The sequence below is a fragment of the Kitasatospora sp. NPDC041988 genome (genome assembly GCF_055588525.1).
Genome location: NZ_JBVJCO010000004.1, coordinates 14,659 through 30,930 on the forward strand (window position 1 = coordinate 14,659; position 16,272 = coordinate 30,930).

Annotated in this window: 17 protein-coding genes and 1 pseudogene; 7 read left to right on the plus strand and 11 right to left on the minus strand. The window is 72.2% G+C overall.

Annotated features, from left to right (window positions below; translation table 11 throughout):
* Positions 1-21: 21 nt before the first annotated feature.
* Complete coding sequence (locus ACZ6NC_RS05990) at positions 22-615, plus strand: hypothetical protein (RefSeq protein WP_465729450.1); 594 nt, start codon at positions 22-24, stop codon at positions 613-615.
* 22 nt (positions 616-637) lie between these two features.
* Here ACZ6NC_RS05990 and ACZ6NC_RS05995 read toward each other — a convergent pair.
* The 3 genes and pseudogenes from ACZ6NC_RS05995 to ACZ6NC_RS06005 all read right to left on the minus strand — a co-directional run.
* A pseudogene (locus ACZ6NC_RS05995) lies at positions 638-751 on the minus strand (IS5/IS1182 family transposase); the annotation flags it as partial.
* 36 nt (positions 752-787) lie between these two features.
* Positions 788-1,021 carry a DUF397 domain-containing protein gene (locus ACZ6NC_RS06000; RefSeq protein WP_465729452.1) on the minus strand — a complete coding sequence of 78 codons (234 nt, stop codon included), beginning with the start codon at positions 1,019-1,021 and terminating at the stop codon, positions 788-790.
* Positions 1,018-1,878, minus strand: a complete 861-nt coding sequence (locus ACZ6NC_RS06005; protein ID WP_465729454.1) for a helix-turn-helix domain-containing protein — start codon at positions 1,876-1,878, stop codon at positions 1,018-1,020. The genes ACZ6NC_RS06000 and ACZ6NC_RS06005 overlap by 4 nt, the downstream gene beginning before the upstream one ends.
* Positions 1,879-2,065: 187 nt before the next feature.
* On the opposite strand from ACZ6NC_RS06005, the gene ACZ6NC_RS06010 reads away from it, so the two are divergent.
* The 3 genes from ACZ6NC_RS06010 to ACZ6NC_RS06020 all read left to right on the plus strand — a co-directional run bounded on the left by ACZ6NC_RS06010 (position 2,066) and on the right by ACZ6NC_RS06020 (position 4,198).
* The gene (locus tag ACZ6NC_RS06010; RefSeq protein ID WP_465729456.1) at positions 2,066-2,509 is read left to right on the plus strand and encodes an ATP-binding protein; all 444 of its coding nucleotides are present in this window, start codon (positions 2,066-2,068) and stop codon (positions 2,507-2,509) included.
* Between the two features lie 86 nt (positions 2,510-2,595).
* Positions 2,596-3,318, plus strand: a complete 723-nt coding sequence (locus ACZ6NC_RS06015; RefSeq protein ID WP_465729458.1) for a hypothetical protein — start codon at positions 2,596-2,598, stop codon at positions 3,316-3,318.
* Positions 3,319-3,388: 70 nt separating this feature from the next.
* Positions 3,389-4,198 (plus strand): alpha/beta fold hydrolase, encoded by an 810-nt coding sequence (locus tag ACZ6NC_RS06020; RefSeq protein WP_465729460.1) that lies wholly within the window; start codon positions 3,389-3,391, stop codon positions 4,196-4,198.
* A 43-nt stretch (positions 4,199-4,241) separates the two neighbouring features.
* Here ACZ6NC_RS06020 and ACZ6NC_RS06025 read toward each other — a convergent pair whose 3' ends face one another.
* The 7 genes from ACZ6NC_RS06025 to ACZ6NC_RS06055 all read right to left on the minus strand — a co-directional run bounded on the left by ACZ6NC_RS06025 (position 4,242) and on the right by ACZ6NC_RS06055 (position 11,484).
* Positions 4,242-5,618 carry an MFS transporter gene (locus ACZ6NC_RS06025; protein ID WP_465729462.1) on the minus strand — a complete coding sequence of 459 codons (1,377 nt, stop codon included), beginning with the start codon at positions 5,616-5,618 and terminating at the stop codon, positions 4,242-4,244.
* A 320-nt stretch (positions 5,619-5,938) separates the two neighbouring features.
* Positions 5,939-6,478, minus strand: coding sequence for a hypothetical protein (locus ACZ6NC_RS06030; protein ID WP_465729464.1), 540 nt, complete (start codon positions 6,476-6,478; stop codon positions 5,939-5,941).
* 174 nt (positions 6,479-6,652) lie between these two features.
* A complete protein-coding gene (locus tag ACZ6NC_RS06035; protein ID WP_465729466.1) occupies positions 6,653-7,330 on the minus strand; it encodes a signal protein in 678 nt (225 codons plus the stop codon).
* A gap of 55 nt (positions 7,331-7,385) precedes the next feature.
* Positions 7,386-7,985, minus strand: a complete 600-nt coding sequence (locus ACZ6NC_RS06040; protein ID WP_465729468.1) for a GNAT family N-acetyltransferase — start codon at positions 7,983-7,985, stop codon at positions 7,386-7,388.
* Positions 7,986-9,302 carry a DUF6271 family protein gene (locus ACZ6NC_RS06045; RefSeq protein WP_465729470.1) on the minus strand — a complete coding sequence of 439 codons (1,317 nt, stop codon included), beginning with the start codon at positions 9,300-9,302 and terminating at the stop codon, positions 7,986-7,988.
* 401 nt (positions 9,303-9,703) lie between these two features.
* Entirely contained in the window at positions 9,704-10,156 is a 453-nt protein-coding gene (locus tag ACZ6NC_RS06050) for a carboxymuconolactone decarboxylase family protein (protein ID WP_465729472.1), read from the minus strand.
* Between the two features lie 149 nt (positions 10,157-10,305).
* Positions 10,306-11,484 carry a serine hydrolase domain-containing protein gene (locus ACZ6NC_RS06055; RefSeq protein WP_465729474.1) on the minus strand — a complete coding sequence of 393 codons (1,179 nt, stop codon included), beginning with the start codon at positions 11,482-11,484 and terminating at the stop codon, positions 10,306-10,308.
* Between the two features lie 237 nt (positions 11,485-11,721).
* On the opposite strand from ACZ6NC_RS06055, the gene ACZ6NC_RS06060 reads away from it, so the two are divergent.
* Positions 11,722-13,167: a serine/threonine-protein kinase gene (locus ACZ6NC_RS06060; protein ID WP_465729476.1), complete on the plus strand. Its 1,446-nt coding sequence runs from the start codon at positions 11,722-11,724 to the stop codon at positions 13,165-13,167.
* A 110-nt stretch (positions 13,168-13,277) separates the two neighbouring features.
* Here ACZ6NC_RS06060 and ACZ6NC_RS06065 read toward each other — a convergent pair whose 3' ends face one another.
* Positions 13,278-14,021: a TetR/AcrR family transcriptional regulator gene (locus ACZ6NC_RS06065; RefSeq protein WP_465729478.1), complete on the minus strand. Its 744-nt coding sequence runs from the start codon at positions 14,019-14,021 to the stop codon at positions 13,278-13,280.
* Positions 14,022-14,125: 104 nt separating this feature from the next.
* Here ACZ6NC_RS06065 and ACZ6NC_RS06070 point away from each other — a divergent pair, with 104 nt between their 5' ends.
* Entirely contained in the window at positions 14,126-15,214 is a 1,089-nt protein-coding gene (locus tag ACZ6NC_RS06070) for an ATP-binding cassette domain-containing protein (RefSeq protein ID WP_465729479.1), read from the plus strand.
* Complete coding sequence (locus tag ACZ6NC_RS06075) at positions 15,214-16,053, plus strand: ABC transporter permease (RefSeq protein ID WP_465729481.1); 840 nt, start codon at positions 15,214-15,216, stop codon at positions 16,051-16,053. Before ACZ6NC_RS06070 ends, ACZ6NC_RS06075 begins: the two co-directional genes overlap by 1 nt.
* Positions 16,054-16,272: the final 219 nt, after the last annotated feature.

Below are 16,272 nucleotides of genomic sequence, written 5' to 3' on the forward strand. Positions count from 1 at the left end.
ACATCCACGGGGGGACCAGCCATGACGGACACTCAGGCAGCTGCCGAGGCGCCGGTACCGACCGAGACGATCTCCGGCCCGGGGGGTGGGCGGAGCCGCCGCCGGCTCTGGCTGTTCGGTGGGGCGGTGGTTGCGGTGGCAGCGGTCGCGGTCGGATCCGTGCTGCTGTTCGGGGGCGATGACGAGCAGGGGCTGAAGCAGACGCTGTGCGGGTTTGAGCGGGCCGACGGGACCCCGCTCGGCGCCCTGCTGCCCAAGGGGCGCCCCGGCACCGAGCAGCGCGAGGTGGACGCCGGCAAGGTGTCCTGCCAGATCTCGGTCGACGGGGAGGAAGTGCTCAGTTTCTTCCTGCTCGGTGTCGATCCAGAAGGCCCGGAGGAGGAGGGCCATGCGACCACGAAGGACCTGATCGGCCGGGGCGTCCTGGCCTCGGGGCCGGGCGCCGGAGTGACGGAGTACTGTGCCGGCGACCACTCCCGGGCGTTCATCGTGTCGGTCATCGCGGACACCGGTATGTTCTTCAAGGCGAACGCCGACCGGGATGCCCTCACCAAGGCGCTGGGTTCCCTGGCCGGGAAGGTCGCGGCCGAGCAGCAGCACGAGGTCTGCCGCTAGAGCCGCGGAGCGGAGGCCGGACCACTCCGGCGCGGTAGCGGTCGGTGAGCCTGTCGAGTCTCGTGGCGATCGCGCGGAACTGCTTGAGGCGCGCGAAGAATCGTTCACCCACGTTGCGGTCGCGGTAGAGGGCCTTGGGCCCTGCCTCGATGGTGGGCAGGGCCGTTGGCGCTCAGGCGGTGAAGTTGGGGGAGCGGGTCTCGATGGCCTTGACGAAGGCGGTCCACTCGGAGCTGTTGAAGGCGAGGTGCGGACGGTCGGGGTGCTTGTCGTCGCCGAGCCAGACGTCGCCGTTGGGGAAGCGGGCGATGATCACGCAGTCGCCGTTGCCGTCACCGGAGAAGGGGGACTTGGTCCAGGTGGCGTCGGCGGGGTTGTGGTCGTAAGGATCCTGCTTCTCGCTCACGTCAGCTCTTCCAACTTGCGTTCAAGGGCGGTGATGGTCTCCTGCGGGGACAGGGCGCACCGCTTCACTCGGGCGAGGGCTCGCTCGGCTCGTCGTACGTCGCGTCCCGTTCTACGCGGGAGCATACCGCCGACGGCTTCGATGAAGGCGAACCCGTTTTCGGGGTCATCCGGGAATCGCATCAGGGTGATTCCGGACGACAGGATGCCAGGCCGTCCGGCCGTCAACGGCACCATCCCCAACGTGACGTTGGCGTACTGGGCGACCTTGATTGCATGTTTGATTTGCTCGGCCAACACGGTGCTGTCGCCTGCCACGAGCAGTGCGACCTCCCCGAAGTAGGCCTCGAAGGTGAGTGCCGGGTCCTGGGTCAGTCGACGCTGGCGGAGGATGCGGACCTCCGCTCCGGCCTCGACGCGTTCCTCGTTGGGAGAGTCAAGGCCGGCGGCGATCATCTCTTTTGCGTAGCCCTCGGTCTGGACCAGGCCGGGGAATGCCGAGGGGAAGTAGTTGAGTATGTGTGAGGCATCGGCTTCGAGTGCGAGGTATTCGGCGAAGGCCGGCGTGATCGCCTCGGCGTAGTCGAGGTCGCGCCACCAGTGCTTGGTAGGCCCGTTCCCGAGAAGGTTCTCCAAGTCCTCCCGTTCCTGACCCGTGACTCCGGCGTGATCGAGAAGCGTGGCCAGGTCGGCGGCGCTGATGGACTGTTGGGCTCGTTCGATCCTGCTGAGCCGACCGGGGCTCCAGCCCTTCAGGCCGGCCGTCATGTCGATGAGCGTCTTGTTGTTCTCCAGCCGCCAGGCGCGCAGTTCGTCGCCGAGGCGGATTTGTCGGATCGCTGACAGGTCCTTGCTCAAGTGGCACCCCTCCCTCCGGGTGTGAACGACCAGTCTCGCCAGACGGTGGGTGAGGACTCAAGTCCGGTTCAAGATCAATTAATTTCTTCGAGCATTGCTGTTGCAGGTTCGATTTCGCATGCCCCACACTCAACGTGACCGCACGAACACGCTCCTGATGGAGCGTCGAGCTGCGAAGGGGTGAACTATGTCCACTTTGCGCACACCCGCCCTCCGTACCTGGGAGGCCACCCTCACCGAGCACTCCAGCTCGGTCCGTACCGCCCGCCGCCACATCCGCGACCAACTCGCCGCCTGGGGCTGGGAGGGCGAGCGTGTCGACGACCTCGTCCTCATCACCTCCGAGCTCGTGACCAACGCCGTTGTCCACGCCTGCCAGGGACAGGGCGAAGTCCGGCTCCTCCTCCAGGAGTTCGGCGGTGACTGCCGCCTCGAAGTCTGGGACTCGCGCTTCGACCTGCCGCTCCAGGAGCGGCGTCCGCGCCGTTTCAACGAGGGCGGTCGCGGGATCGAGCTCGTCCGCGACCTCGCCTTCGACTTCGGGGTGGTCGTCCGCCGGGGCGCCGGCAAGCGCGTCTGGGTGCGCGTCCTGCTGGACGCCGCCAATCAGCAGCCCCCGCTCGCCAGTTGAAGAACCAAACCTCCGCCGGACGCGATCACGTACAAGCGAAGGTCACCCGGCAGCCCCCCAATTTCCCGACCAAGGAGCAAGCCCCCATGCACCCCGCTGCCATCGCCTTCCGCGACCCCGCCGCCGTCTACGAGCGCTGCGAGATCGCCGGCGTCCGCCGCCTCACCCTCGAACCCGGCTACGAGACCACCGTCGTCGTCCCCGACGGCGGCTGGAAGCCCCTCCCCGACGGTTACCCCGAGCGGTTCGCGCCCAGCATCTTCACCAGGGACAGCGGCCTGATCGAGCTGTTCCGCGTACCCGACACCGTCTTCGACCTCCACACCCTCGCCGCCCTAGTGCACACCCTCGGTGACCCGACCCCTGTCACCCTCGGTGATACCCACGACGACCCCGGACAATTGCTCACGCACGTCGACCCCGTCACCGGGCTGCTCACCGGGCTGCACGTCGACAACCACCAGAACCTCCCGTACGCCGCCCGGGAGACCGCCCGTCGGCGGTTCTGCGTCAACCTCGGGCCGGGCAGCCGGTACCTCCTCCTCTCCGACACCGACATCAAGTCGATCTGCCGCACCGTCCACGACCGCTACGAGAACCACCACCCCCGCACCGCCGACCTGCGGCTCTTCGTCACGCTCCGCCGCCCCCTTAACGTGCTGCGCCTGCGCATCGACCCCGGCGAGGGCTGGTTCGCGCCGACGGCCGTGCTCCCCTACGACGAGTCCACCGAGGGGCAGGAGTTGCCGTCCGTCACCGGCTCGTGGTTGGGGCACTGGGACCGCGGGGTGTTCGGTCCGCTGATCTGACCGAGGCCGATCGGGTTGTGTCAGGCTGGTGGGGAGGGGCTGGAGCGCGACTGCGGTCGGGAGGTTCGCGATGGCCGAGATCAGGGTGAACGGGGTGTCGCTGTACTACGAGGCCCGGGGGTCCGGGCCGGGCGTGGTGCTGGTCCACGGGTCCTGGAGCGACGCCGACAGCTGGGCACGGGTGGTGCCCGGACTGGCCGAGCAGGCCACCGTCGTCGTGTACGACCGGCGCGGGCACAGTCGCAGCGAGGACCTGCTCACCCAGGGTTCGGTGTACGAGGACGCGGCCGACCTGGCGGCGCTGATCCAGGGGCTCGGCCTCGCCCCCGCCTTCGTCTGCGGGGACTCGTACGGCTCGCTGATCACGCTCCGCCTGGCCGCCGCCCGCCCCGACCTGCTGCGCGGTCTCGCCGTGCACGAGCCGCCGGGGACGGCCATGCTGCTCGCCGACCCGGACCTGCGGCCCATCGGGACGGCGTTCGCCGGGCGGATCGCGGCCGTCCGGGAGCTGCTGGAGCAGGCGGAGTCGGCCGCTGCGGCGGAGCTGTTCGTGGAGACGCTCGCGTTCGGGCCGGGGGCGTGGGCGCAGCTGCCGGCGCCGATCCGGCACACCTACATCCGTAACGCGCCGACCTACCTGGACGAGCTGCGCGACCCGGATGCGCTGGACCTCGACCTCACCGCCCTCGCCCACTACGCCGAGCCCGCGCTGCTCACCCAGAGCGACGACAGTGCGCCGATGTACGGCGAGGTGCTGGACCTGGTCGACCTCGCGCTGCCGAAGGCGGAACGGCACCTGTACGAGGGTGCCGGTCACGCTCCGCATCTGTCGCAGCCGGAGGAATGGGTGCGGGTGACCGTGCCGCGCGTCCTGGGGTGAGGCACGCGCGAGGGGCGTGAACCGTCGGGTGCGCGCCCCCGTGTTACTGCGGGGCAGGCTGAGCCGCCCCGGTGTCACAGTCGTCGGTCGCACGGGTTCCAGGCCGGTCGGCGGTCGGCAGCGCCTCCCGAGGCGGGAACGGAAGCGTCCTCCCCAGGCGGGCAAGCGGGGACAGGGCCATCAGCACGGGCGACAGCAGCATGCCGGCGGCCGTCACCAGCAGGCTGCTGCGCAGCCCCCACTCCTCCGCGAGCAGGCCGCCGAGCAGCGCGCCGAACGGGGTCAGGCCCATGCCGGTGAACGTGATCGTCGCGGCCACGCGGCCCTGCATCCCGTCCGGGGTGACGGCCTGCCGCACGGCCATGACCGTGACGTTCACCAGCTGGCCGAAGGCTGCGAACACGAAGTTGACCGCGACGAGCGCGGGGATCGTGATCACGGAGGGGCCGTGCAGGGCGGGCACGCAGAGCATGACGCCGTCACCGAGCACCGCCGCGAACACGAGCACCGGGCCGTGACCGAGCCGGCCCGGGAGACGGGCGGCGAGCAGCGAGCCCAGGAGTGCGCCCGGCCCCGTCGCCGCGAGCGCCAGACCGACGGCGGTGCCCGACAGGTGGAGGTCCCGCGGCAGGAAGAGCAGGTAGACGGTCATCATGGCCGCGAAGGAGAACTGGAAGGCGGCCGAGGCGAGGGCCACGGTCCGCAGCGAGGTGTCGGTGCCGACGAAGCGCAGCCCCTCCTTGATCTGCCGCCAGACCGGAGAGGCGCGGTCCGAGCGCTCCGGGACCGATTCGACTTGGCGGATCCGGCGGATGCGGCGGATCGACAGGACCGACAGCACGAAGAACAGTGCGCCGGACGCGGCGGCGATCGGTGCCGACAGCAGGGACACCAGTGCTCCGCCGAGCGCCGGGCCGCCGATCTGCGCGGCGGAGCGGCTGCTCTCCACCGCACTGTTGCCCCGGACCAGCTGATCACGTGTCACCAGTCGGACGAGTGACGCCTGGTACGCCACGTCGAAGAACACGGACAGGGCGCCGACGGCAAAGGCCACCGCGAGCAGCGCCGGCAGGCCGAGTTCGCCGAGGAGGCCGGCCACGGCGGCCCCGCCCAGCGCCAGGGCCCGGCCGAGGTCCGCCAGCACCATGACGGTCCGGGTCCGCCACCCGTCCACCCAGGCGCCGGCGAAGAGCGAGAGCAACAGCATCGGCGCCTGCCCCACCGCGCGGAGGGCGCCCACCTGGTCGGCGCCCGCGTCGAGCGAGACAACCGCGATCAGCGGCAGGATCACCAGGCCCGTGTGCTCGCCGAGTTGGGACAGCGTCTGCCCCACCCAGAACCGGCGGAAGTCACCGTCCCGCCAGAGGCCCGGCGGCGCAGGACGGCCCGCATCGGATACGACGGAGGAAGTGAACGGCACAGGGACCCCTCGGGTTGCCGAGAACGAGGCCCGCCACCCGGCGCCCGGCAGGCGCGCACCGACAGGCGCGCACCGATGGGCGCACCGACGAACGCTGCCGACGGTTCAGGTGGGGGAAGGCTCGCTGTGCCGCGCAATCAGGGGCAGCACGCGATGACAGGCCGATCACGGCCTACGACGTCAACGCGTGCTCGGACGACCGGGCATGTCTCGACTCCTCGTGGGTTGCTCGCCGGCCTCGAACACTAGCTCTCGGTGGCCCGGCGTGAAAGCGAATTGAGGCCGGGGCAGATGACAGGGCGGTTGAGGCGACGCGAGGGTCAGGCGCCGCCGCGTACGACGAGGAGGGCGGCGAACAGCATGGGCAGGAAGCCGACGGCGAGCACGGCCAGCAGGCAGCCTCCCGACGCAGCCGCCGTGCTGCTCGCCGAACCGCCCGCATGCGCCGGGCCTCCGGGAGGATCGATGCCCTCCACCAGAAGTCCGAACACCACCGCCACGGCGTCCTGCCGGACCTTGAGCGGATCGTTCGGCGTCGGATAGCCGATGCTGGTCCGGATCCGCGTCTCCCAGAGCCGGGCGTCGGCTGGGCTCTTCGCGAAGTGCGCGGCGATGGCGCCCCGGAGGTACCCGGCCACGCTCTCCCGGTCGTCGTCGCCGGCGGCCAGGTTTCGTCTCAACCAGTCCTGGGCTGTCCGCATTTCGTCGCGCATCGCGTGGTGGGCCGCAAGGATCAGCATCGCGTCGGTGACGCCGGCGTCGGCGGCCCGGCGGTACCAGACGACCGCGTTGTCCCAGTCGTCACGGCGGGCGAACTCGCGCGCGGTCTCGAATATCCGTCCAGCCTGTTGGTCGGGCATGGGGCGCCTCGTCTCCGTCGGAGCGGACCGTGCCGATGACGGTACCCCGCCAAGGATGAGCGGGCGACAGTTCCCGCAAACCGGCGGCGCGGACGGGGGCGGACGGGAGCGCACGGGGGTGGACGTCGGACCGGCCGACTTCCACCCCCGCCGGCCCCGATCGGGCGGGTCCGCTCAGGCGGCGCCGGTGGTGGTGGGCTTGGCGACCGTGAGGTGGTAGACCACGGAGTCGGAGAACGAACCCGACTCGCCGTGGAAGCTCAGCTCGTGGCTCCCGGGGGAGAGCGGCTCCAGACGCACCCAGAGGCCGCACGACCAGGTGTGGAAGTGGTCCCGCTTGTCGGTGAACGGGTTGCCGGCGGCGGTGAACATGTCGATCGGGGTCGCGTCGAGCCTCTCGGGCGTCAGGGCCTTCCCGTCGAGGACCGCACCGCCCTTGGCCGCATCCATGAAGCCCAGGCAGTCGTGCGCGGGGCCCATCAGGTTGACGAGCGGGAACACGACCGGGACCCCGGTGGGGACGGTGCACGAGCGCTCGGCGGCGCCACCGGTCGTTCCGGCAAGGAGCCAGATCCCCTCCTTCTGGCCCTGGGCGCACCGGCGCCCGTCCTGGTCGAGGACCGGGTTGCGGGCCGACTCCGTCGACGCGGCCCAGACCCACCAACGGTTCTGGAGCTCGGCCGAGGTCAGGTCGCGGACCACGATCGGCGGGTCCGACTCGTCCGCCTCGGGTGAGGCCGAGGCGGACGGCGCGGATGAGCCGAGCGCGTCACCGGGGGGCGGCGAGCCGGTGCAGGCCGTGGCCAGGGCGAGGGTGCCGAGGGCCAGTGCGGCCAGTCGTCGGGGAAGCATGATCGGAAGCTTAGGAGCGAATCGAACCGGCGTCCCCCGAGTTTCGGGCAGGCTGTCAGATCGCCATCGACATGTAGACCGCGCGCTTGCCGTAGCACTCCGGGACGGCGACCTCGCGGTGGGTGCGGTAGCCCAGCATGGCCAGCAGGATGTCGCTGCGCCGGACCGCCACCATCGAGATCCGCTCGAACCCCTGGGTCCGCGCGTACTCCTTGAGGTGGCGCATGAACCGCAGGGCGACGTCCTTGCTGCGCCACTCCTCGGCGATGACGAGATCGTGCACGTGGAGGTTGCGCGGCTCGGGCCCGGGCTCAGGCCGAGGCCCGAGCCCGGACGCGGCGGGGTCGGACGCGGCGGGGCCGGCCGGCTCGGCGCCGGTCTCCCCGGTGACGCCCTCGTCGACCGCGCCCAGCTCCGGGCACCGGTAGAGCGGGTAGGGCAGGCTCAGCAGGTAGCCGATGACCTCGCCCCGGCGCTCCACCACGAAGCAGGTGTCCGGCGAGGACCGGCCCCGGGACTGGAGGGACTCCCGGCCCTCGGACAGGTTGTCCGCCGCGTAGGCGCCGAACTCCAGCGCCACGATGGCATCCCAGTCGGCGTCGGCCAGCCGGCGGAAGGTGATGTCCTCAGCCGCCAAGGTGGTGTCGTCGGTCATCTACTCGGCCCCTCCGGCCGGGATGCCGGCGTACCGCGCGGCCGCCACCAGCGGGCCCCAGGCCTCGATCAGCCGGGCGAAGGACTCGGCGTCGGCCCGCGCCTCGTCCAGCAGCAGCTCGCGCCTGGGGGCCAGATGGTCGGCGAACTCGGCGTACTTGCCGCCCAGTTTGCGGTAGCTGCGGTCGAGGACGTCCAGCCGCCGGACGTTCTCCGCCCGGTCCCACTCGGCGCTGCGCCGCACGGAGTCGAGGATCGCGTCGACCCGGACGTGGTGCTGCTCGTCCAGCAGGGCCGCGCCGGTCGTCATCATCTCGCCGTAGACCGGGTGGAGGTAGAGCATCGAGAGCAGGAACTTGGTGAACCGGACCTGGTAGGCGGTGAATCCGGGACCGGTCCGGCGGCCGGGCGTGTAGTAGTTGACGATGTTGCGGTTGTGGACGACGCCGGGGAGCGTGGAGTCGAGGACGACGTGGAGGAGGAAATAGTCGCTGCCGATGGTGTCGGTAGCGGGTGGCAGCGGGATGCGCTCGTACACCTCGTGGTCGAGGCTGACGTTGCACATGTCCACCCGGTAGATGTCGGGCGCGCCCAGGACCGCCTCGTCGGCGGTGAACGGTGCGGTGCCGCCGCCGGTGAACGAGTCGTCCACCAGCTCCTGCTTCTGCTCGTCCGTCCAGATCGGCGGGGCCCAGAGGCTCACCACGTCGTAGTAGACCGCCGGATCCAGCTCCCTGATCTCGGCGACGTCCACCGAGAGTTCACCGACGAAGGAGCCGCCGACCAGTGAGACCGGCTTCTCGGCGTCGGCCGGCTCCAGCTCGCTCCTGGTGACGCCGGCCACCGCATCGGCGGCCCGCTTGCCGAGCGAGAGCAGCTCGTGGTGGATCGGGAACACCGGCTTGCTGTCGAGGAGTTGGTAGGTGCTGTCGGAGTCCCGGCGGTGGACGGAGGCGCAGCCGAGGGCGGCGGCGAGCAGGAACGCCCGGTTGGTGCAGGCGCCGTAGGAGACGGCCTCGGGGAGCATCAGGCCGAGCAGGGCGTCCGGCTCGGGGGCGCCGGACCGGCGGATCACGTCACGCAGGAACGCGCGCTGGTGGGCCTCGTCGAGGTGGTGCACGGTGACGGCGGGCACCGGGGGCAGTCCGCGGACAGCGCCGGCGTGCTCGGCGAAGGTGGACGCGTCGGAGGAGTCCAGGATCAGCAGGTGCACCTCGACGCCGAACTGCTCGGCCGCGTACGCCGCCTCCGTGCCGACCGCCGAAATCGTGGCGGCGCAGGCCCGGTTGGTGGGCAGGGCCAGACAGATTCTGCTCATGCCTGTTCTCCGTTCGGTCGTCAGGGGGCATGCGGTCGCCGGCCCGGGGCGTGGCGGAGTCGCGGCCGGGTGGGCGGCCACGGGGGCGCGGGGCGGTGTGCGGCGAGGGCGGCCGAGTGCTTCAACTCGCCTGGCAGCCAGGTGGGTCGAGGAGTTCGGCCGAGGAGCCGCGGTCACGGCCCTGGCCGCGGTGGCCTTGCTGTCCCCTACGGTGGACTAGACCAACTTTGGGTGTCAACGACAACGCTGCCGAGTGCCGGAGGAGGCGGAGGACCCTGCCCGATCGGGCAGTTGGGGCCTCGGGGGGGCGTTGGGCGCCTTGGGGGGCCCGAGATCTCGGGCCCGGAAACGGCGAAGGGCGGTGGCCGCAGGGTTGCGGCCACCGCCCTTCGCCGGCGCGGCTATGCGGTGCCCGGGGTCTTGCGGGTGGAGACGTTCATCCGGTTCCAGGCGTTGACCGTGAAGATCAGCGCGATCAGCTGGGCCAGCTCCTTCTCCTCGAAGTGCTCCGCCGCCTCCGCGTACACCGCGTCCGAGACGCCCTGCGGCAGCACGGTCACGGCCTCGGTCAGCGCGAGGGCCGCCCGCTCCTTGGCGGTGTAGAGGCTCGACTCCTCCCACGCGGAGAGCTGGTAGATGCGGTCCTCGGTCTCGCCCGCCTTCCGGGCGTCACCGGTGTGGTAGTCGATGCAGTAGGCGCAGTGGTTGATCTGGGAGGCGCGGATCTGCACCAGCTCGACCAGCACCGGGTCCAGGCCCTCGCGGGCGGCGGCGTCCATGGCCAGCACGGCCCGGAAGACCTTGGGGGCGACGACGGAGAAGTTCATGCGCTGCGGGATCTGAACGGTTGTCATGTGAATGAGCCTAGGTGTGTGGGTGGCCCACCAAGTGGTGCATTCTGGAGGTGATTTCGCGGGTCAATTGGGAGGTCGGCTCGCAGGTCGGCTCGCGGGGGCGTGGAGCCGGCGTGGAGACGTGGAGGCGGGGGCGGCGCGCCGGGTGCTCAGCCGCCGAGGCTGTCGCGGACCGCGTCGATCAGCCGGTTGGCGCGCGCGTCGCCGTGGCCGATCATGCGGTTGGCGACGTACGCGAAGCCGACGCCGAACTCGTCGTCACCGAAGGCGAACTGGCCGCCCGCGCCGTCGTTGCCGAAGCTGCGGGCGCCGAGCATCCGGCGGAACGAGGGTGAGTCCAGCAGCACGCCCGAGCCCCAGCGGGCGCCCATGTCGAAGCCCAGGAAGCCCGCCCCGGAGGAGAGCTCACCGACGGCGTCGGTCACGGTGGCGGGGGAGAGCAGCCGCCCCGTCCGCTCGCCCGAGCCCCCTTCGGCACCGACACCGACACCGACACCGGTGACGGCGGCCGCGTACAGCCCGGCCAGGCCGGTGGCGGAGGCGACGGCGCCCGCGCCCGGCAGCTCGATCGCGTGCAGGTCGGGGTCGTTCCAGCCGTGCGGCACGTCCAGACCGGGGAAGACCAGCGCGCCGTTCATCGTCACGATCCGGGTGAGCAGGTGCTCCGGCCCGGGCATCGGGCGGCGCCCCTCGGCCTCCACCAGCCGTGCCAGGCGGTCGAGTTCGGTGGCGGGCAGGCCGATCCAGGCGTCCAGGCCGAGCGGGCCGCCGATCGCCTGCCGGAAGAACGCGCCCGGGGTGAGGCCGGTGATCCGGCGGATCACCTCGCCGATCAGGAAGCCGAGCACATGGCCGTGGTACTCGTAGGTGGTCCCGGGCTCCCAGAGCGGCTTCTGCTCCTCGATCGCGCGGACGACCGGCGTCCAGGCGGCGATCTCCTCGAAGGACAGCACGGCGTCCAGGGCCGGGACTCCGGCCCGGTGGCCGAGCACCATCCGGCAGGTGATCGCCTCCTTGCCGTGCCGCGCGAACTCGGGCCAGTACCGGCTCACCGGGGCGTCCAGGTCCAGCCGGCCCTGCTGGGCGAGCAGGTGGGCGGAGACGGCGACGAGGCCCTTGGCGCAGGAGAACACGGGGACGAGGGTGTCGGCCTGCCACGCCCGGCCGGTCCGCTCGTCCGCGACGCCGCCCCACAGCTCGACCACCTTCCGGCCGCCGGCGAACACCGTGACGGCGGAGCCGAGTTCGGGGAAGTCGGCGTAGTTGCGTGCGAACGCGTCGGCAACGGCGCCGAACCGCTCGTCTGCCCAGCCGTGGTGGTGCTGCATGGTGCTCGTCCTGTTCGTCGGGGTCTGCGGCCACCTCGTCGGGGTAACCGGCCACCTCGTCGGACGGGTGGCCGCCTCGTCGGGTGTGCGGCCGCTTCATCGGGTACCTGGCCGCCGGTACGCGTCGTGGCGGCCAAGATCATCGGCGAGGCCACCGTACGGGGCACCGGGCCCCGGGGGGAAACGATTTGACGAGGCGACGCCAACGCCGCGGCGGCGTGCCGCTAGGGTGAGCCCGTGACAGGGGTGAACGGGGCACTGATCGGGGGCCGGTACCAGCTCCAGGAGCTGATCGGTCAGGGCGGCATGGGGCGGGTCTGGCGCGGGTGGGACACCACCCTGGGCCGCGACGTCGCGGTGAAGGAGGTCCTGCTCCCGCAGGGCGTCACCGAGGCGGAGCGCGAGCAGCTCGTCCAGCGCGTGCTCCGCGAGGCGCGGGCCGCCGCGCGGCTCAACCACCCCGGGATCATCACCGTGCACGACGTCGCCGAGCACGAGGGTGCGCCGGTCATCGTGATGGAGTTCGTCACCGGGATCTCGCTGGCCGCCGCCATCGCCCGCGACGGCGCGCTGCCGGTGGCCCGGGTCGCCGAGATCGGCGCGGCGATGGTCAAGGCGCTCCAGCAGGCGCACGCCGCCGGTATCGTCCACCGCGACCTCAAGCCGGACAACGTCCTGCTCATGGGCGACCGGGTGATCCTCACCGACTTCGGCATCGCGCACATGGCCGACGCCACCACGGCGCTCACCCGCACCGGCGCGGTGATCGGCACGCCCGCCTACATGGCCCCCGAGCAGCTGGAGGGGAAGCCGGCGGCGGCCGCCAACGACCTGTGGTCGCTCGGGGCGACGCTGTACGCGGCGGTCGAGGGCGAGACGCCGTTCAGCGGGGACACCTTCGGCGCGCTGTGCGTGGCCGTGGTGACCAAGGAGCCGCGGCTGCCGGTCCGGGCGGGCGGGCTGACGCCGGTGCTGGGCGCGCTGCTGGCCAAGGACCCGGCGCGGCGGCCCACGGCGGAGCAGGCGCTGGCCGCGCTGGAGTCGGTGGCGCGGACCGGTGCGGCCGTTCCGACGCCGACGGCTCTCGATGCGGCCGGGGGCGGGTGGTACGGGCCGGTGCAGCCGGCGGCGGCACCGCAGCCGGCGCCCGGAATGCCGCAGGCGGCGCCCGGCGGCGCGTGGCTGCCGGCGCAGGCCGGGCAGGCCGGGCAGGCCGCGTTCGCGGGACAGGCGACGCCCCCCATCCCCTCCGCGCCCCCCGTGGCCCCCTCGCCATCGGCCGGCGGGCAGCCGGCCGCGAGCGTGGCCGGGGCGATTCTGGTGCGGTTCATCGGCTGCATGGGCCTGATCTGGGTCATCGGTACCGCTCTGCCCTGGAACTACCTGGGCACCATCCCCGACGAGTTCGTGCCCCATGCCCTCCTCGTGACCGCCGTGCTCTCCCTCCTGAACGCCCTGCCCCGGCCCCGGTGGCATCCGGCCGCGGTCTGGGCGGCCATCGTGGCGGCCGACGTGGCCCTGTTCTTCCTCACCAAGGTCGCGGTCGCGCAGTGGTTGGGTTCGGGCGAGCTGGGATTCGGCGAGGAGCCGTCGGAGATGGCCGCCAACATGCTGCTCCTGGGCACCGGCGCCTGGCTGCTCTGGCTGCTGGTCCCGGGCAGTCGGCAGCCCGCCCGCCGGTAGTTCGCGCGTCCCCGCCCGCCGGAGCTCTGGCGTTCCCGCTTGCCGGTGGTCCTCGTTCCCGCCCGCCGGTAGTTCCCGCGCCCTGCCCGTCCGGAGTTCCGGACGGGCGGTCAGTTTTCTGGCACCGGGGTCAGTGCGGCCGTGATCACGCGGTGCAGTGAACGGTCGAACGCCGTGTCCGGGTCCGCGGGCGGGCCGGCCGTGGCGAAGGCCGCCGTCAGGTGGGGGTATTCGCCGCTCATCGCGGCTCTGGTGAGGTAACCCACCAGTTCTCCCTGCCACTTGGCGCCCGCCGCGCCGGTCCGCTCGTACTGGGCGTACTGGCAGACGAAGCCGTTGAACAGGGCCATCGCCTCCAGTCGGGCGCTGCCGTCGAGGCCGCTCGGTTCGGTGACGGCGAGGAAGTGGTCGGTGTAGCGCAGGGCGTTGGGGCCGATGCCGGGGCGGGCGATCACCAGTGCGGGCAGCCAGGGGTGGCGCCGCATGAGGGCGAGCTGCGCGTGGGCGAGCCGGCGCAGGTCCGTGCGGCAGTCGCCGGTCGGGGCGAGGCCGCTGTAGTCGTACTCGCCGGCGGCCGCGTCGAGCATCAGGTCGAGCAGGTGCTCCTTCTTCGGCACGTAGTTGTAGAGCGACATCGTCCCCGCTCCGAGTGCCGCCGCGACCCGGCGCATGGAGGCGGCGTCCAGCCCCTCGGCGTCGGCGATCTCGATGGCAGCGGCGGCGATCGAGGCGCGGCTGTGGGCAGGCTTCGGGCCGCGGCCGGTGCGCTCGGGGCGCAGCCAGATCAGCTCGGGGGCCTCGGGGGGCTCGGGGTGCGCGGACGAAGAGCCGGCGCGGGGCTTGCTGGACGGCACTGGAAGATCACCTCGGTTACCCATCTTAGATACGTACGGCGTACGTAGTACGATGCGTGGGCGCGCACTTTTACGTACGCTGTACTTAGCAGAGGGGCAGAGCCATGCCAGCGACCCGTGGGCCCGCCGTCGAGATGACGGGCGTGGCGAAACGATTCGGAGCCCGCTCCGGCACCCGGTCCGGGGCCACCACCGGAGTCACGACGGGAATCACCTCCGGGAGCACTTCCCGAACCGCCTCCCGACCCGCCGCCGGAAGCACCGCCCGAACCGCCTCCGGAGGCACCGAGGCCCTGCGCGGCCTCGACCTCACCGTCCCGGCCGGCACCGTCTGCGGTCTGCTCGGCCCCAACGGCGCCGGCAAGACCACCGCCGTCCGCGTCCTCGCCACCCTGGTCGCCCCCGATCGCGGCACCGCCCGGGTCGCCGGATACGACGTGGTGCGCGAGGCCGAGGCGGTCCGGCGCAGCATCGGGCTGGCCGGGCAGCACGCCGCCGTCGACGAGGGCATCACCGGCCGCGACAACCTGCACCTGCTCGGCCGGCTGCACCACCTCGGTGCCCGGGCCGCCAGGGCCCGCGCCGGCGAGCTGCTCGAACGGTTCGGCCTCGCCGAGGCCGGCGACCGCCTCGTCCGCACCTACTCCGGCGGCATGCGCCGCCGCCTCGACCTCGTCGCCAGCCTGGTGACCAGCCCGCCGGTGCTCTTCCTGGACGAGCCGACCACCGGCCTCGACCCGCGCAGCCGGCAGGAGATCTGGTCCAGCGTCAAGGAGTTGGCCGACGGCGGCACCACCGTGCTGCTCACCACCCAGTACCTGGAGGAGGCCGACCGGCTCGCCGACGACATCGTGGTGATCGACCACGGCGCCGCCATCGCCACCGGTCCGCCGCAGCGGCTCAAGGCGGCGATCGGCACCCGGATCGCGGTCACCCTCCCGCAGGCCGGCCAACTCGGCTCCGCCGCCGTGGTGCTGGCCGCCCTCGGGGAGAGCGGCGATGTCGTGGTCGACCAGGCCGAGCGGACCGTCGCCGTCGTCACCCGGCCCGGGGTGGAGGTGCTGCTGCCGCGGCTGGTGCGGGAGTTGGACGCGGCGGGGGTGGTCGCGCAGGACGTCGCGGTGCGGCCGCCGTCGCTGGACGACGTCTTCCTCGCGCTCACCGCCGAATCCGCCCAGGGGAGGGCCGCCTGATGGCCGCGTCCGTCGCTCCGCCCGCGCTCCCCGCGTCGGGCCGGACCCTCTCCGCGCCGGGCCGGCTGCTCTCCGACGCCTGGTCCTCGATGCTCCGGGTGCTGCTCAACTACCGGCACTCGCCAGGCCTGTTGGCCGCCTCGCTGGCGGTGCCGGTGGTGATGGTGGTGGTCTTCGGCTACGTCTTCGGCAGCGCCATACAGGTGCCGGGTGGTGGGAACTACCGAGAGTTCCTGATGCCCGGGCTGTTCGCCATGGTGGCCGTCAATGGCGTCATGCCCACCATGGTCGGCGCCGCCCGCGACGTCGGGCGCGGCGTCACCGACCGGCTCCGTTCGATGCCCGTCTCGCGGACCGGTCTGCTGCTCGGGCAGACCCTGGCCGACTTCCTGGTCAGCGTGGTGGTGTTGGCCCTGCTCGCCGTGGTCGGTCTCGTGGCGGGCTGGCGGATCAGGGGCGGACCGGCCGACGCCGCAGGGGCGTTCGGACTGTTGCTGCTGTTCCGCTTCGTGATGACCTGGGTCGGCACCTTCCTCGGGCTGGCCGTCGGCAAGGAGGAGGCGGCCGGCCAACTCGCCGTCGCGGTCTTCCCGTTGGCGATGGTCACCAACGCGTACGTGCCCACCGGCGGCATGCCCGGCTGGCTGCGCGTGATCGCCGACTGGAACCCGGTCAGCGCCGTGGTGCAGGCCTGCCGCGAACTGTTCGGCAACCCGTCCGCGCCCGGCGGGACCTGGCCGATGCAGCACGCCGTACCCGCGACGCTGCTCTGGTGCGCGGTGCTGCTGGCGGTCAGCGGGCCGCTCGCCGTACGGAAGTTCGCCACGCACGGGCGGTGAGGTGCCGTCCTGCGCCTCCGCGCACCACATTCCCGCCGTGCGGCGGCCGTTTCGGACGACCTTCGGCCCGGCTTCCGTCCGCCCGGCGGAATGTGCTGGACACCGGCGCCGGGGGGGGGGGGGGGGGGGGGGGGGGGGGGGGGGCGACCCCACGGGGGGGGGGGGGGGTCTTCCTTTTTGTGGGGGGGGGCGGCGTGTTTGTGCGGTTTCGGCTCTGGG

Excerpts from the sequence above, each read along its gene's own strand:
- ACZ6NC_RS06055 (WP_465729474.1), bottom strand. The coding sequence starts at position 11,484 with ATGCAGCACCACCACGGCTGGGCAGACGAGCGGTTCGGCGCCGTTGCC.
- ACZ6NC_RS06050 (WP_465729472.1), bottom strand. The coding sequence starts at position 10,156 with ATGACAACCGTTCAGATCCCGCAGCGCATGAACTTCTCCGTCGTCGCC.
- ACZ6NC_RS06070 (WP_465729479.1), top strand. The coding sequence starts at position 14,126 with ATGCCAGCGACCCGTGGGCCCGCCGTCGAGATGACGGGCGTGGCGAAA.
- ACZ6NC_RS06035 (WP_465729466.1), bottom strand. The coding sequence starts at position 7,330 with ATGCTTCCCCGACGACTGGCCGCACTGGCCCTCGGCACCCTCGCCCTG.
- ACZ6NC_RS06075 (WP_465729481.1), top strand. The coding sequence starts at position 15,214 with ATGGCCGCGTCCGTCGCTCCGCCCGCGCTCCCCGCGTCGGGCCGGACC.
- ACZ6NC_RS06040 (WP_465729468.1), bottom strand. The coding sequence starts at position 7,985 with ATGACCGACGACACCACCTTGGCGGCTGAGGACATCACCTTCCGCCGG.
- ACZ6NC_RS06015 (WP_465729458.1), top strand. The coding sequence starts at position 2,596 with ATGCACCCCGCTGCCATCGCCTTCCGCGACCCCGCCGCCGTCTACGAG.
- ACZ6NC_RS06045 (WP_465729470.1), bottom strand. The coding sequence starts at position 9,302 with ATGAGCAGAATCTGTCTGGCCCTGCCCACCAACCGGGCCTGCGCCGCC.
- ACZ6NC_RS06020 (WP_465729460.1), top strand. The coding sequence starts at position 3,389 with ATGGCCGAGATCAGGGTGAACGGGGTGTCGCTGTACTACGAGGCCCGG.
- ACZ6NC_RS06010 (WP_465729456.1), top strand. The coding sequence starts at position 2,066 with ATGTCCACTTTGCGCACACCCGCCCTCCGTACCTGGGAGGCCACCCTC.
- ACZ6NC_RS06030 (WP_465729464.1), bottom strand. The coding sequence starts at position 6,478 with ATGCCCGACCAACAGGCTGGACGGATATTCGAGACCGCGCGCGAGTTC.
- ACZ6NC_RS05990 (WP_465729450.1), top strand. The coding sequence starts at position 22 with ATGACGGACACTCAGGCAGCTGCCGAGGCGCCGGTACCGACCGAGACG.